Annotated in this window: 14 protein-coding genes; 9 read left to right on the top strand and 5 right to left on the bottom strand. The window is 34.9% G+C overall.

Features of this window, described 5'->3' with window-relative positions; genetic code table 11:
• The 3 genes from AAC069_RS10780 to AAC069_RS10770 all read right to left on the bottom strand — a co-directional run.
• Nucleotides 1-1566, bottom strand: a 1566-nt coding sequence (locus AAC069_RS10780; protein ID WP_339920475.1) for an Ig-like domain repeat protein, incomplete at its 3' end; no start/stop codon positions are given.
• Nucleotides 1567-1991: 425 nt separating this feature from the next.
• A complete protein-coding gene (locus AAC069_RS10775) occupies nucleotides 1992-2510 on the bottom strand; it encodes an ATP-binding protein (RefSeq protein WP_339920474.1) in 519 nt (172 codons plus the stop codon).
• An 83-nt stretch (nucleotides 2511-2593) separates the two neighbouring features.
• The gene (locus AAC069_RS10770) at nucleotides 2594-3037 is read right to left on the bottom strand and encodes a hypothetical protein (protein WP_339920473.1); all 444 of its coding nucleotides are present in this window, start codon (nucleotides 3035-3037) and stop codon (nucleotides 2594-2596) included.
• A 208-nt stretch (nucleotides 3038-3245) separates the two neighbouring features.
• Here AAC069_RS10770 and AAC069_RS10765 point away from each other — a divergent pair, with 208 nt between their 5' ends.
• The 3 genes from AAC069_RS10765 (at nucleotide 3246) to AAC069_RS10755 (ending at nucleotide 5250) form a co-directional block, all read left to right on the top strand.
• Nucleotides 3246-3881, top strand: coding sequence for an SGNH/GDSL hydrolase family protein (locus AAC069_RS10765; protein WP_339920472.1), 636 nt, complete (start codon nucleotides 3246-3248; stop codon nucleotides 3879-3881).
• A 74-nt stretch (nucleotides 3882-3955) separates the two neighbouring features.
• On the top strand, nucleotides 3956-4339 hold the full coding sequence (locus AAC069_RS10760) for a hypothetical protein (RefSeq protein ID WP_339920471.1): 384 nt from the start codon (nucleotides 3956-3958) through the stop codon (nucleotides 4337-4339).
• Between the two features lie 290 nt (nucleotides 4340-4629).
• The gene (locus tag AAC069_RS10755) at nucleotides 4630-5250 is read left to right on the top strand and encodes a hypothetical protein (RefSeq protein ID WP_339920470.1); all 621 of its coding nucleotides are present in this window, start codon (nucleotides 4630-4632) and stop codon (nucleotides 5248-5250) included.
• 220 nt (nucleotides 5251-5470) lie between these two features.
• Here AAC069_RS10755 and AAC069_RS10750 read toward each other — a convergent pair whose 3' ends face one another.
• Nucleotides 5471-7318 (bottom strand): CocE/NonD family hydrolase, encoded by a 1848-nt coding sequence (locus tag AAC069_RS10750; protein ID WP_339920469.1) that lies wholly within the window; start codon nucleotides 7316-7318, stop codon nucleotides 5471-5473.
• 182 nt (nucleotides 7319-7500) lie between these two features.
• Between AAC069_RS10750 and AAC069_RS10745 the strand changes: the two genes are divergently transcribed.
• From AAC069_RS10745 to AAC069_RS10735, 3 genes are all read left to right on the top strand, one after another.
• Nucleotides 7501-9030: a carboxypeptidase-like regulatory domain-containing protein gene (locus AAC069_RS10745; protein ID WP_339920468.1), complete on the top strand. Its 1530-nt coding sequence runs from the start codon at nucleotides 7501-7503 to the stop codon at nucleotides 9028-9030.
• A gap of 157 nt (nucleotides 9031-9187) precedes the next feature.
• Nucleotides 9188-10507 (top strand): mechanosensitive ion channel family protein, encoded by a 1320-nt coding sequence (locus tag AAC069_RS10740; RefSeq protein ID WP_339920467.1) that lies wholly within the window; start codon nucleotides 9188-9190, stop codon nucleotides 10505-10507.
• Between the two features lie 196 nt (nucleotides 10508-10703).
• The gene (locus tag AAC069_RS10735; protein ID WP_339920466.1) at nucleotides 10704-11153 is read left to right on the top strand and encodes a hypothetical protein; all 450 of its coding nucleotides are present in this window, start codon (nucleotides 10704-10706) and stop codon (nucleotides 11151-11153) included.
• Nucleotides 11154-11190: 37 nt separating this feature from the next.
• Here AAC069_RS10735 and AAC069_RS10730 read toward each other — a convergent pair whose 3' ends face one another.
• The gene (locus tag AAC069_RS10730; protein ID WP_339920465.1) at nucleotides 11191-11670 is read right to left on the bottom strand and encodes a hypothetical protein; all 480 of its coding nucleotides are present in this window, start codon (nucleotides 11668-11670) and stop codon (nucleotides 11191-11193) included.
• A gap of 323 nt (nucleotides 11671-11993) precedes the next feature.
• On the opposite strand from AAC069_RS10730, the gene rlmD reads away from it, so the two are divergent.
• The 3 genes from rlmD to AAC069_RS10715 all read left to right on the top strand — a co-directional run bounded on the left by rlmD (nucleotide 11994) and on the right by AAC069_RS10715 (nucleotide 14836).
• The gene (gene rlmD / locus AAC069_RS10725; RefSeq protein ID WP_339920464.1) at nucleotides 11994-13406 is read left to right on the top strand and encodes a 23S rRNA (uracil(1939)-C(5))-methyltransferase RlmD; all 1413 of its coding nucleotides are present in this window, start codon (nucleotides 11994-11996) and stop codon (nucleotides 13404-13406) included.
• 100 nt (nucleotides 13407-13506) lie between these two features.
• The gene (locus tag AAC069_RS10720; protein WP_339920463.1) at nucleotides 13507-14028 is read left to right on the top strand and encodes a DUF6452 family protein; all 522 of its coding nucleotides are present in this window, start codon (nucleotides 13507-13509) and stop codon (nucleotides 14026-14028) included.
• On the top strand, nucleotides 14012-14836 hold the full coding sequence (locus AAC069_RS10715) for a DUF6048 family protein (RefSeq protein WP_339920462.1): 825 nt from the start codon (nucleotides 14012-14014) through the stop codon (nucleotides 14834-14836). The genes AAC069_RS10720 and AAC069_RS10715 overlap by 17 nt, the downstream gene beginning before the upstream one ends.
• The last annotated feature ends 43 nt before the right edge of the window (nucleotides 14837-14879 follow it).

Below are 14879 nucleotides of genomic sequence, written 5' to 3'. Positions count from 1 at the left end.
TTTGGTGTCACTGCTAGCAGTGATTTCAAGACTACGTTTGGTTATTGCCAAAGTTCCATTTACATATGAAACATCGTAGTTGCTTGTTACATCAACTAAGGCGGCATTTTTTATAACTGCTGCACTCGCTACGTTGTTGCTGGAGCCAAAGGCTGTTTGAGAACCAATTACGGTAACAGCAGACAACGTCTGACCTGAAGCTAGTGTTCCTGATCCAGTGATTGTGAATCCTAAGTTTGTTAGAGCTGTTCCATCATATACTTTGGTGTCACTGCTAGCAGTGATTTCAAGACTACGTTTGGTTATTGCCAAAGTTACTGGTGTCCTGCTTGTGCTTTTACAACCTGAAGCAGAAACTGATTCTGCATAAGCAGTAATAGTTGGCCCTGCATTTGTACCTGTTGGTGCTGAAATTACATTTCCAGCGGAAGATGCATCATAATAAACCACAGTAGAACCTGATGGTGCTGTTGCAGTTGCGGAATGTGAGGTCCCATCATAGGGGGCATTATAGTTATTTGCTCCAGGAGCTGAAGGTAAAGGATTGGTTGATATAATAGCATTTCCTGTCATATTACTTGTACAACTCCCATCTACTCTTGTAGCAACTACTGTGTATGTTCCAACAACAGTTTGTGTGCCAAAACTGATTGAGGATCCACTTGTACCTAGAACTGCAGAACCTGTTATGATTGCATCTTTATAAAGATGATAGCTAACTCCTGTTTCTGAATTTGATAATCCTACTGCTAGTCCCGCACCCCCAGAACAATATGCACCACCACCAGTTACTGTATATATTATGGGGGATGTACATGGGGATGTAACAACTTGATTTAATTCAGTTGATGTAGAGCTGTTATATACGGATCCTATAGCACCGTATTTAGCAGTTATAATATGTGTTCCTACTACTAATGTGCTTGTTGTAAACGTTGCCGTTGACTTGTTTGATGTAGTTGATGAAAAAGCAACATTCGAAGCTAATACCGTATTCCCATCCTTGAAATCAATTGATCCTGCTGGAACTCCTCCTGCTGATGTACCATTAACAGTTGCAGTAAAAGTAACTGTGGTTCCTAAACTTGATGGATTTGTAGATGAAGTTAAACTAACAGAAGTATTATCCTTGTCCGTAAACTTCCACCCTGCATAAGTAAAAGAACCGTCTCCTCTTACAGAACTGGTAGCACTTAATATAAAAGTAGCTCCAAGAGAATCTCCATTTGTAGGTACAATCCAGATTACTCCCTCAATAACCCCTCCTCCATCAGCCTGAACTAGAAATGGTTGGTGATTTGGTTCATCGATCCCATTAGGGTCTTCGCCTTCATGAACGATTTGAAGCCAAACTTTTTCATTAGGCAGGTATCCACGCCCCGAAATAATAACTTCTCCGCCGGGGGGATAATCTTGTTTATCAGTCTCTATAGTTGTCGTCCCTGTGACCGCACCTGCCGGAGCATTCTCAATTGTCGCCTGCGCAAAAGCGCCAGAGGCAAAAAACAAATTGGTGATTAAAAACACTAAAGTCAATAATCCAGATTTAGGTAGAAATGTTTTCATATTTAATAGATAAAAAATTATAAAACAGTGAACTGGGTATGTGAAAGTTTTATTAAAATAAATCAACAGAACCGGGATTTCTGTCTCTTTTATTTGGAATGTCGTAACCATTACTCTCAAAAAAAGACGCTTTTTTGTAGGTTAAAAAGCATCTTAAACGTCTGATTTTTATCAAACAGAAATCTAAATTATATTATTTCTTAAATACAATTAACATTTTTTTTATATTTCCGACGAAAGTGTTAAAAAAAACTATAAACTACATACATAGCAAATAAATAAAGAACAAAACACATAATAAATCTTAAAACTAAAGTATAATTGTGTTAAATAATTATTGTTGAAATGATACCAATATAAAATCCGCAATAAAATTAATTTTATTGCGGATTTCAAAAATAGAATACCTTCATCTAATTTGGCAATTAGAAAATAACGGTAAAAGTGGAACCTCTATTTTGCCCCTCACTTGACGCATTAAGTTGTCCTTGATTTTTTTCTACGATTTTTCTACACAAGTACAAACCAATTCCTGTCGAACCTTCATTTGATGTTCCCAGTTTGCTCATTTTTGTAAATTTTTTAAACAACTCCTCTGTCTGGTTATGATTAAATCCAATTCCATTATCAGAAACACTAAAAATTAATTTTGTGTTTTCTTTATAAATTCTCAAATTAACTTCACTATAGGGATAGGAAAATTTTATGGCATTATCAATCAAGTTCACTAGTACCCTAATTAATAATTCGTCCTCAATTAATAATTCGTCCTTTTGTATTTCAATAGATACGTTTAATTTAATTTTTTTAATTATCAGTAATTGCTGTACTAGATTTTCAACAGTTTCGATAATAGAATCAAAATGGATTAATTTTAAACCTGGACTCGTTTTTAATACCTCATCTTGTTCCTTTAGTAATTTTAAAAAATTTTCAATGTACAAAAACTGTTGATTGGACGACTGGTATATCAATTCTGCTAATTCTTTGATTTCATCTGATGGATCAGCTTCTAAAATGAGGGTTGCTAATGACTCTGAGGCTGTCCCGCAAACGTTTTTAAATCATGAGAGAGCAAATAGACCAAGTCTTGCTTTTCAACAATAAATCTCTCATGCTCCAATATTGTTTCTTGAATGTTGCGCATTAAAAAACCAGCCTCATCATGAAAATTCAAAGGCAAGTCTGGCACCTGTCTCTCTTTCTTATAATTTCTCAATGCCTTAGAAGCAATTTCGATGGGCTTAATTAAATGTTTTAAGATCGCTAAAGTAACCCCCGAAGCAAATAAAGTCATCAGCAGTGCAAAAATTAATATCTCATTGGGGGAAAATGAAAAATTTCCATAAAGCACTAAAAACAACAACCCAATTAGAGGAATATGAATCCCAATAAAAGCAACAAATAAAAATTTGAAAGCATAACTTCTACTAAGAAAATTGATTTGAGATAATTTTTTATAAAAAAACATAATTGTATTTATTTCAATGATATACGTGAAAAATTATTTTTGAGTTTAAATCTAGCTTAAAAAAAAGCATTATTCATGAATATCCCACATAAATACATAGGAATCAGATAAAAGAACACTTAACACTCTAATTTTAGCAGCTACCTTGATAATATTAGCAGTATTAAAAAAATAAAACTAACTTTATTTTCTTTAAGCACTACATCTTATGGCAATAGAAATAGAAGATCAAGACTGGCCTTATTTAAACAAATACAAAAAAGAAAACGCATTACTAGATACCACACAAACTGGCGAAAACAGAATTGTTTTTATGGGTGATTCCATAACCGAATTTTGGAGCAATGTCCACCCCGAGTTCTTCCTCGAAAAATCTTATATCAATCGCGGAATTAGCGGACAAACTTCACCGCAAATGTCACTTAGATTTAAAGCCGATGTTATTGACTTAAAGCCAGCGGTAGTCGTAATTCTTGCTGGTGGAAATGACATAGCTGGAAATACAGGGCCTTCAACTCTTGAAATGATTCAAAACAATATTTTTTCGATGGTAGAACTCGCGCAAACACATCAAATCAAGGTTATTCTGTGTTCCGTTTTGCCTGCTAATTATTTTTATTGGAAACCAAAAGAAAAGCCTGCCGATACTATTCTAGCTTTAAATAAAAGTGTTAAAAGTTATGCTAAGGCAAATGATATTCCATATGTCGATTACTACTCAGCTATGGTTGACGATCAAAAAGGGCTGCCACTCGTCTATTCAAACGACGGAGTGCACCCAAACAAAGCTGGTTATCAGCTAATGGAACCAATTGTTGAGAGGATTATCGCTTTGTATGTATAATAAAACAAGCTAGTAATTAATATTTATTAGTGCCAAACAATAAACCCTAGTCAAATTACTTAATACTACTATTTATGAAAAACTTAAAATTATTAATCTTGGTAATTGGACTAATTGTTACAAGTTGCAGCAATGATAACGGGACTTCTCAAGAACAAGAGGCGCAAAATCTTGAGAAAATGCATGCTGAAATTCTGTCCCTTGCAGTCAGTAAACAATGTGAGAATCCAGCTGACTGGAACTTTACCCCAATTGGTTCTAAAGCCTGTGGTGGACCTACCGGATTTATCGCCTATTCACTGAAATTGAATACGACCGACTTTCTTGACAAAGTGGAGAAATACACAAATTCCCAAAAAGAATTCAATAATAAATGGGGGATTATTTCAACTTGTGACGTCCCTCCTTCCCCAACAAGTATAAAATGTGTAAATAATACGGCGGAATTAGTTTATTAGAAATACGGCCACAGCGATTTCGCATGAAAAAATTTGGCCGTTTTGATAGCCAACAAACAAATTCATTTTAAATTTTTAAATCATACAACTAAACCAATAATTATTTATAAGTGAAGTTGTGTTTTTAGATTATGAACTACAACAAAAATTATTAGAATCTGTAGTTAAGAAATTAGGAAGGACTAATTATTAGTAATTATAATATTTTTGATTCTTTTTTCTTTATTTTATTAGGAAATTTACTAGTTTTGGCTCCGCTAAAAAACGGTCCAAACAAAATAACCTATTTTATGAAATTTTTAAAAATCATCTTCCTATCGTCATGCGCTTTATTATTGAACAGTTGCGCATCAAGTTACCACCCTATCAATCCAGCAGCTCTAAATTACCTTTCAAAAAACACAAACAATGGCGTTACTTTTGAATATAAATACAGCTTGCTTGATAAAAAGTATGCAAAAAAAGAATACAAAAGGAACCTAAAGCTAATCGCAATTAAAATTACAAATAATACAGAGAAAGATTTGGTTTTCGGGAGAGATCTCGTGCTAACATATGACGACAATACGGTGCTTTATGTAATGGAAAAAGAAACAGTCTACAGAATGTTAAAACAAAGTCCTGCCTCTTATCTATGGTATTTACTTTTGTCTCCAACACAATTTATGAAAACCGAAACTAATTCTTATGGCTACACCGAAACTTCGAGTTCATTTCCTATAGGTTTAATCCTTGGACCAGGTTTAGCGGGTGGAAATATGATTGCCGCAAGCTCAGCTAACAAAAAATTCAACACTGACTTGAATGATTACGACCTCAATGGAAAAACTATCAAAAAAGGAGAAACTAGCTACGGGTTAATTGGTATCAACTCCACTAATTTTGATTCAATAAAAATTAAAATGCAGTAATATTATATTGATTAATACAGTAAAATCTGCTACTTACAAAACATAGTCTAAAAGCTCAAATCAACTAAATTTGGGCTTTTTTATTTTAAAAAGTTAACGCTTTAAATATTATTATTGAACGTTGTAGAATCGATACTCAACAACAATCACAACTCCATAAAAACAAAAACCCAATCACTACTTAATAGGATTGGGTTTTTAGTTTGAAAGTAGTCTACTATTATTTCAAAACTGTAAATACGATTTTTGAATCGTCATACACTCGTTGTGTTTGCTTTTTAAAATCTTCCGGTTTTGCATAAAAGATATTCTCTACAAAAGTTTGCGGATTCAGGTCAATCAAAGGAAACCAAGTGCTTTGAATTTGGATTTGGATTTTATGTCCTTTCTTGAACGTATGCATCACATCTTGCAGTTTGATATTTACCGCTGTTTTCTGATTTGCCACAAAAGGCTCTGGTTTAGAAAAACTATTTCTAAAACGACCGCGCATCACTTCGCTTCGCACCATCATGTGGTAATTACTCATTTTTAAATATGGTGCTATCTCAGCAGTTTCTGGTTCGTCACTAGGAAAAACATCAATTACTTTTACAATCCAGTCAGAATCTGTTCCTGAGGTGGAAACTTGCAGTTGTGCCAAAATATCACCAGCTAACGTCATATTATCCTCTAAAATCTCGGTTTCATATACCAATACGTCAGGACGTCGTGCCGCAAAACGCTGGTCATCGGTCATGTATTTTCTTGGTGTAATCCCTTTTTGATTGATATCTTCGGTAAAAGGAACTGGTTTTTTAGGATCACTAATGAACTCTTGGAAACCCACACCATTTTGTGCCGTGCTCATTAATTTATCTTGTGCCAAATAAAAGCTAGTTTTCGCTGCATTTTTTGGAGGCCAAACATCATAGGTTTTCCAATCTTTGGATCCAGTATCAAAAACATAGGCTTCCGGCAGTTTGTTTTCTCCTTTACCATTATCTTTTAAGAAATGGCGAAAAAAATTGGCTTCAATATTTTTTTGAAAGAACCCTGAAATACTATCCCCGAAGTTTATGTTTCCAATAACTGCTTTGGCTCCATTTCTTGCCCAATCTCCATGACTCCATGGTCCCATAACAATCGTATTGTAATTTTTGCTGGTCTTCTCTATAGCTTGATAGGTATTCAAAGGTCCATATAAATCTTCGGCATCAAACCAACCTCCTACCGTCATAACTGCAGGTTTGATATCTTTTAGATGTTGCAGAATGCCTCTTTTTTGCCAAAAATCATCATAACTCGAATGGTCTTTTAGCTGTTGCCAAAACTCATCTTCTTTTCCATAATAGGTATCCAAATTAGACAAAGGTCCTGCATTCATAAAAAACTGATAATCATCTTTTGTTCCTAAGTCGGGGAGTTTATACCAAGCAGTGGATGTACGTTCCGTTTTTTGAATACCAAAAAGTGGTGTCGCTTTCCAATAACTCAATAAATACGCTCCGTTATGATGAAAATCATCAAAAAAGAAATCACTTATACAGGCCTGAGGTGAAACCGCTTTCAATGCAGGGTGCCTACTCAATAAAGAATAAGTAGAGTAAAACCCAGGGTATGAAATTCCCCAAACACCTACATTTCCATTATTGTTGTCTGCATTTTTAACTAACCAGTCAATTGTGTCATAAGTATCTGAAGCTTCATCAACATCCTTCTTTGACTTTTTATTAGGAATGAAAGCGCACATGTTGTCATACAAACCATCACTCATCCAGCGTCCGCGCACATCTTGATACACGACAATGTAGCCTTCTTTCATCATGGTTTCGCTAGGGCCAATGCTTTTCTTGAATTGGTCAGGGCCGTAAGGAGCGCAACTATATGGCGTACGCTGCATGATCATTGGGTATTTTTTCGAATGGTCTTTGGGTGTATAAATTGCAGTATAAAGCGATGCTCCGTCACGCATTTTAATATGCACTTCTTTCTTAGTGTAATTGTCACTAACAGTATTTGGGTTATTGTCTTGTGCAAAAACACCAGCGGTAATTGCGAAAATCGCAATAAGTAATAGTTTTTTCATTTAAATAATAGCTAATTATAGAGCCGTAAAGATATTTAGAATAATAGTATAATGAAATATCCTGTGAGAGAACTTTGATATATCATTAAAAGTGGGTATTGTGGGAGTAGTTTTTAAAGTGTCTATTTACCCTGTAACGAAATAGCCACAACTTCGTCTTGTTTATAAAACACACTCAATTTATGAAAACAACCCTATTAACTACTTTTATTTCACTGCTTGTATTTCAGTTAGGAATCGCTCAACACATAAGAGGTAAAATTATTGATGCAGCGACCGGCGATAATATTCCGTATGCTAATATTAGGGTAAACAACGCAGAAAACTTGGTTTCTAATGGTGAAGGCTATTTTTCGCTTTCGGAGAGCAGCAGTCAGGACGAAACATTGCTTGTGGTTTCCTATTTGGGTTTTGTTAATCAACAATTAACTGTGGGCGAATTGAAAAAACTTGATTTTACGATTAAACTCCTACCTGCCGTTTACGAACTAGATGATGTTGAAGTGTCTAACATAAAACCAAATCCCTACGAGATTATGGCAAATGTAAAAGCCAACTTGAGCCGTAATTATACAACTGGCGAAAAAGGGTCAAAAGAAATGTTCTTTTATAGAACCTCTAGCTATTTTAATCCTTCCATAATAGATGTCGAAATTAACGAATCAACTGGCTTTAGCAAACAAGCATTATCAAAAATCAACAATGACTTGCAGTCTTTTTCTAGTAAATTAATTTCGCATCCACCAGTGTCATTTACTGATATCCTTTGTTATTATTATTCGGTTAAAACAAAAAAAGCAGAGAAGTTTGTGTTTACCTCTAAACTAGATGTTTTAAAAGCCACTCTTTTAAAAAATGAAGGCGAGTCTACTTCCTTAGACGATTTAGAAAAAAAAGGAAAAAACCTGATGCTACAACACCTCGATACTACTAAATTTTACCGCATAAAAAGCGGACTTATAGGATCAAGGGATACTATTTCGCTACGTAAAGACTTCAATAGAAAGAAAAAAACAGGTGTTAACATAGAAATAAACAGCCAGTTAACTGCTACTAAAAGCAACCTGAACAGCTTGATGTATCAAAACAATTTGTTAAACAACAAGAGGTTTGATTTTATACAAAAACCAGAGTTATATGACTATACTTTTGAAGGTACTACTTACACTAATGAAAATGAATTTGCTTACGTTCTTACTTTTAAACCTCGAAAAAGCAAAGCCATGTATGTGGGTAAACTTTATATTTCTGAAACGGATTATGCCGTCTTACGCACGGATTATGTCCTAGACGAAGGAGAGAAGGCACATAATTTTAATATGAAGTTTCTTTTGGGAATTAAAGTATCTGAGAATATTAGTAAAGGAACGATTATTTACAAAAAAAGAGCTGAAGACGACAGCTACTACATGCAGTATGCAGCTACCGAAACTGGAAATTACTTCTATCTCAATCGCCCATTAAAACTTATAGAATTAACTAGCGGCGAAAAAGATGTATTGGCACTTGATTTTAAAATCGAAGCCAACACTCGCAATAAAACAGAGTTCCTAAATATGTCGCGCACTGAAACAACCGTTGCTGCCATTGAAAAAATTAAAGAACAGGACTTCAAGTATATAACGATTAAAACGTATGACCCAAAGATCTGGAAAGATTACAATGCTATCGAACCGTTGCAAGAGATGAAACAGTTTAAAGCGATTAATTAACGTCATAAAATAGCTCAGACTAGCAATCTCCTTCTATTTATGGTGAAATGAAAACAGCAGTCTAAAATACTTAATACTGTTAAGAAAAACCCAATCATCAAGTTCTGTTCTTGTCTTAAATTGTGAATGTTACCTTTGTATAAAACAAATTAAAGCAATGATTCTACTTGACGAAAAATACTCCTCTATACAACTAGACCCTAGCTGGTTAACTGACTATTTTGGTGTAGACCCTCAAATTGCCCATTACATCAATCTTCCTATACTCCTTTTGGGTTTGCTTATTATTTGTTTTATCGCCTGGCTTTTAACCAAAAAGATCATTGTTGATTCGATTCACAAATTATTTTTAAAAACTAAGATTACCTGGGACGACATCTTAATCGAAAAAAAAATATTTGATAAACTTGCTTATATCATTCCGGCGCTTCTTGTCATTCTTACTGTGCCGTCTATTTTTGCAGAATATCCTACGCTTTCAAGTTATATCGTTACGTTAGCCATGATAATAATCCTCATGGTAATCATCTGGACGATTATTGCTTTGCTGGCTGTCTTTGACGAAATACTGTCTAAGTCTCCTATTTTCATGGATAAACCCATTACGAGTTACATTCAAGTACTGAATATTATTGTTTATTTCGTAGGCGGAATTCTTATCTTGTCGTTACTTTTAGGAAAGAGTCCGTTTTACTTTCTGGGAGCAATGGGAGCAATGACTGCTATTTTATTATTAATTTTCAAGGATACCATTTTAGGTTTTGTTGCGAGCATACAAATGTCAGTCTATGATATGGTGCGCGTGGGCGATTGGATTGCTATGCCTAAATATGACGCCGATGGAGATGTAATGTCCATCAATTTAAGTACCGTTAAAGTTCAAAACTGGGATAAAACAATCACCACAATTCCTACTTATGCTTTCATTACTGATTCCTTTAAAAACTGGCGCGGGATGAGTAATTCAGGAGGCCGAAGAATCAATAGAGCCATATATCTTAAGGTGAGTAGTTTTTGTTTTTGTGATGATCAAATGCTGGAACAGTTCAAAAAATATACGCTTATAAGAGACTACATCCTTGAGAAAGAAAAAGAAATTAAAAAATCTAATTCGACGTTAATTGACAATGAATCTAACCTGGTTAACGACAAAAGCTTGACTAACATTGGTGTTTTTAGAGTTTATGCAGAAAACTACATTCTTTCTAATCCTAATATCAATATCGAAATGACGCATATGGTTCGGCAATTAGACCCAACTTCTAAAGGGATGCCGCTAGAAATCTATTGTTTCACTTATGAAAAAGAATGGGAAAAATATGAGGTAGTCAAATCTGATATTTTTGATCATTTACTAACGATTACCTCTCAATTTAAATTAGAAGTTTTTGAAGAACCTACAGGAAAAGATTTTCGGAATTTAGTTGATGTTAAGGCTCAGAAAACAGAGGCAGCCCGTTTTTATTCCCAATCCTAATTAACAAAGAGATCTTGCATTACCGTTAGTCATTTACTCTTAGTTCTAAGGAATAACAATCGATACAGAAATCGTAGCTTTATCAAAATACAAGGCTTGTGGTAACGGTCGTTCCTTCTGTCCAGAAACAACTTTACTTCCTCGTAAACGTAATTTTGTCTAGTTTTGTATTCAATTAAAGTAGAACTAAGTAATTATGCTTTCTAAAACACAGTTTAAAGAATGGTTTGACCGCTATAAGTACGCGGAATTGGCTGCTACATCGGCTGCATTACTGGGTTCGCAACTTAGCCGTATCTTTAGTGGCTTGACCACAGCCTACTTGATTACATTTATCGAATATTTTGCCTTCTATAGTGTAATTACTGGCATGGCGTATTGGCAATCTGCAAAAAGGAATAAAGCCATACAACAAAAGACGACCTTGAAGGACGTGCTTTTGATAATCAAAAACCTATTACTGGAGTTTGGGTATCCTGCGGTATTGGATATTCTATTTATCCGTCCGTTTTGTATGTATTGGTTGCCTATCCTCACTGGAAACTCATTAACTGGTATTATGGCTGGGAAAGTTTGTGCTGATGTGGTTTTTTATTTTCTGACTATCGTAAATTACGAATGGATGAAAAGTAAAAATCATTTTTAAGTCAAATTACAATTGGCAGCAATAACAAGAATTAAAATTACGCTTTTGTATTTTTAATAAAATCACCCTCTTTAGAAAAAACTTGTATCATATATTGATTATCTATATAAACGCCTATTTCATAAGTAACCACTTGTTGATTACTTGTAACCATTAATGCTTCCATAATTGGAAAAGTGGGATACTTTTCTTCCATATAGTTACGAGCACCTTCAGGTAATTCAAGGTAGTCTATGGTAGCCGCAAAAGCTATTTGATTGCCATTAAAATCATATACTGACTTACAATATCTGTTGTCAAATATAAATTTAGCCTCATACACTAATTCTTGATTATTCTCGCCCTGATATCTAGTAAACCAGACTGGATCTTTGGCAGAGAAAACCGCGTTAAATGATTCGGCTACCACTAGTGGAACATTTCGTTCTATTTTTGAGCGACCATCATTTTGCGCTTCAGATATTAGTCCAAAAAACATAAAAAACAATAAAAATAAATTCTTAAAAAAAGTTTTCATAACTAATATTTTTACTAAAATTACCTCCTTTTATTGGAAATCAAAAATATTCTCTTTGGTTTAGCTAAATATTATGATTTTGACTTCTTCTTTATCCAATCGCGATTACAACCTACGCTCCCCTGCCCCTGATTCTAGCGGAAAACCCGCAGGGTGAAAAGCTTTAGAATACTTGCCGGTAAAGAGCGACCGGCGGAAGCTCCTTTACTGGGATAGTATTCTTGCTTGTAGAACTGGGGATTTGTAGCGGAAAGCGGGAATAGGCTCAAATAAAAATCATCACTTTTTGAAAATATTAAGGTACAAACGCTTATTTTTGCGCCATGGCAAAGAAAAATACAGATAAGGTGGTGTTTCACCAGATAAAAGTCATCGATGCAGGTGCAAAAGGAGTATCAGTAGCGAAAGCTCCAGACGGTAAAGTAGTGTTTATCCCGAATGTGGTTCCGGGCGATGTGGTTGACGTGCAAACTTTTAAGAAGCGCAAGGCCTATTATGAAGGAAAAGCAATTCACTTTCATGAATTTTCAGAACATCGTATAGAACCTATCTGCGAGCACTTTGGTGTTTGTGGCGGTTGTAAATGGCAAAACATGAAATACAGCCAACAGTTGTATTACAAACAAAATGAAGTGTTTAACCACTTGCAACGCATTGGCAAAGTAGAACTTCCTGAATTTGAACCAATCTTAGGTTCAGAAAAACAGTTTTTCTATAGAAACAAAATGGAATTTTCGTTTTCGAACAGCCGTTGGTTGACAGAAGCCGAAATAGGAAGTACTGAAGATTTAGGAAACAGAAACGCATTAGGATTCCACATCCCGAAAATGTGGGATAAAATCTTAGACATAAACAAATGTCATTTACAAGAAGATCCATCAAACGCAATCAGAAACGAAGTTAGGGATTTTGCTAATGCAAATGGTTTGACTTTCTTTAACCCAAGAGCACACGAAGGTTTGCTACGTACTTTAATGTTACGTACTTCTTCTACTGGAGAAATCATGGTGTTGATTCAGTTTTTTGAAAATGACAAAGCAAATAGAGAGTTGATTTTAGATCATCTATATGAGAAGTTCCCGCAGATTACTTCTTTGCAATATGTGGTGAATAATAAAGCAAACGATACTTTATACGACACAGACATTAAATTATATAAAGGACGCGATTACATCCTAGAAGAAATGGAAGGTTTGAAATTTAGCATTAATGCCAAATCATTCTACCAAACCAACTCTGATCAAGCGTATGAATTGTACAAAATAACGAGAGATTTTGCTGGTTTGACAGGAAATGAAATCGTTTATGATTTATATACTGGAACAGGAACTATTGCTCAATTTGTTTCTAAAAAAGCAAAAAAAGTTATAGGTGTCGAAAGTGTTCCTGATGCAATCAAGGATGCGAAAGCAAACGCAGTACGTAATAATATAGATAATTGTGAATTCTATGTAGGAGATATGAAAGTCGTATTTAACGATGCTTTTATCGCGCAACACGGACAACCTGATGTTATTATCACTGATCCACCGAGAGATGGAATGCACAAAGATGTGATTGAACAAATCATGAAAATTGCCCCTGAAAAAATCGTTTATGTAAGTTGTAACTCCGCGACACAAGCGCGTGATTTAGCCTTGATGGACGAGAAATACAAAGTAGCTCGCGTACGTCCTGTGGATATGTTTCCGCAAACGCATCACGTAGAGAATGTGGTTCTTTTAGAAAGAAGATAAGATTTCTGATTTAAGAATAGTGATTTTTGATTGCTGATTTATTTTTTAAAATCTAAAATCAGCAATCGTTAATCGACAATCTTCATTCAATAAAATTTTTATGAAAAAAATAATACTGTTACTGTTTGTTATCGCCTTGTCGTTCTCCGGTTGTGAGAAAGATGATATCTGTGATGCCGATACAGTTACCACTCCCCGTTTAGTAATTTCATTTTACGATGCAAACAATCCATCTGAACTGAAAGAAGTGACTAATTTAACCATAATTGGAGAAGGAATGACCGAAGGGGTTACTTATGAAAGCAGTACTTTGATCAATGGCAGCACTGTTTCAATTCCGTTGAAAACAGATGCAGATGCAACTACCTTTAGCTTTATCCTCAACTACGGCAGTACTACTGCCACATTAGTAAATGAAGACGTTCTGAAATTTACTTACGTGCGAGAAGAGTTATTTGTATCCCGTGCCTGTGGTTTTAAAACTAATTATACCTTAGACCCTCAAACGCCTTATGTCCATACTGATGCTGCAACAGCAGACCAGAAATGGATTCAATACATAGCAGTTAAAAACAGTATTATCGCTAACGAAAACGAAACACATCTTGAAATATATTTTTAGCATTTGCCTAGTTTTATCTTTATTTTTAGCTCAGGCGCAAGAAACCACTACTCTAAAAAATGTAGCTGACAGTACAAGTACTAAAGCTATAATTCCTGATAACGGGAAATTAAAGACAGTGAAATTGCCCGATGAGAAACAAAACACGGCCGTTCCTGTAAAAACAGACCGTTACGGATTGCGTGTGGGTGTTGATCTTTTTAAATTGACCCGTGCTTTATATGACAAGGATTATAAAGGAATCGAATTTGTGGGTGACTATCGATTGACAAAAAAATATTTTTTAGCTGCCGAAATTGGAAATGAAGATAAAACTACTGATGATACTCGATTGAATTTCACTACAAAAGGATCGTATCTAAAAGCAGGTTTTGATTACAATGCTTACGAAAACTGGTTGGACATGGAGAATATTATCTCTATTGGACTGCGTTACGGTTTCAGTACTTTTAATCAGGAATTGAATAGCTACAAAATTTACAATGCCAATCCATATTTTGGAGAAGTGCCTGCCATTGCTTCGGGAGAAAAATTCAACGGATTAACGGCTAGCTGGATCGAAGTGGTTGCCGGAGTAAAAGTAAAAGTTTTTGACAATATTTTCGTGGGATTCAGCTTTCGCCTGAACCGATTAGTTTCTAATAAAGAGCCCGATAATTTTGAGAACCTCTATATTCCAGGTTTTAACAGAACCTATGATGGTGATTTTGGAGTAGGTTTTAACTATACCGTTTCCTATTTCATTCCTATTTATAAAAAGAAAGTAATACCCGTTGTAGTGCCTAAAAAAGGAGACAAGAAAAAATAAAGTTTTTTTAACCTTCTTTTAAACACATAGAAACATCGTTTTT

The sequence above is a fragment of the uncultured Flavobacterium sp. genome (assembly GCF_963974175.1).
GTDB lineage: Bacteria > Bacteroidota > Bacteroidia > Flavobacteriales > Flavobacteriaceae > Flavobacterium.
The sequence above is the reverse complement of the archived record's forward strand: the minus strand, read 5'-3'. Positions and strand labels throughout refer to the sequence as shown.

Bases quoted from the DNA above. Each gene is read 5' to 3' on its own strand.
- AAC069_RS10770 (WP_339920473.1), bottom strand. From the start codon at position 3,037: ATGTTTTTTTATAAAAAATTATCTCAAATCAATTTTCTTAGTAGAAGT.
- AAC069_RS10765 (WP_339920472.1), top strand. From the start codon at position 3,246: ATGGCAATAGAAATAGAAGATCAAGACTGGCCTTATTTAAACAAATAC.
- AAC069_RS10760 (WP_339920471.1), top strand. From the start codon at position 3,956: ATGAAAAACTTAAAATTATTAATCTTGGTAATTGGACTAATTGTTACA.
- AAC069_RS10755 (WP_339920470.1), top strand. From the start codon at position 4,630: ATGAAATTTTTAAAAATCATCTTCCTATCGTCATGCGCTTTATTATTG.
- AAC069_RS10750 (WP_339920469.1), bottom strand. From the start codon at position 7,318: ATGAAAAAACTATTACTTATTGCGATTTTCGCAATTACCGCTGGTGTT.
- AAC069_RS10745 (WP_339920468.1), top strand. From the start codon at position 7,501: ATGAAAACAACCCTATTAACTACTTTTATTTCACTGCTTGTATTTCAG.
- AAC069_RS10740 (WP_339920467.1), top strand. From the start codon at position 9,188: ATGATTCTACTTGACGAAAAATACTCCTCTATACAACTAGACCCTAGC.
- AAC069_RS10735 (WP_339920466.1), top strand. From the start codon at position 10,704: ATGCTTTCTAAAACACAGTTTAAAGAATGGTTTGACCGCTATAAGTAC.
- AAC069_RS10730 (WP_339920465.1), bottom strand. From the start codon at position 11,670: ATGAAAACTTTTTTTAAGAATTTATTTTTATTGTTTTTTATGTTTTTT.
- rlmD (WP_339920464.1), top strand. From the start codon at position 11,994: ATGGCAAAGAAAAATACAGATAAGGTGGTGTTTCACCAGATAAAAGTC.
- AAC069_RS10720 (WP_339920463.1), top strand. From the start codon at position 13,507: ATGAAAAAAATAATACTGTTACTGTTTGTTATCGCCTTGTCGTTCTCC.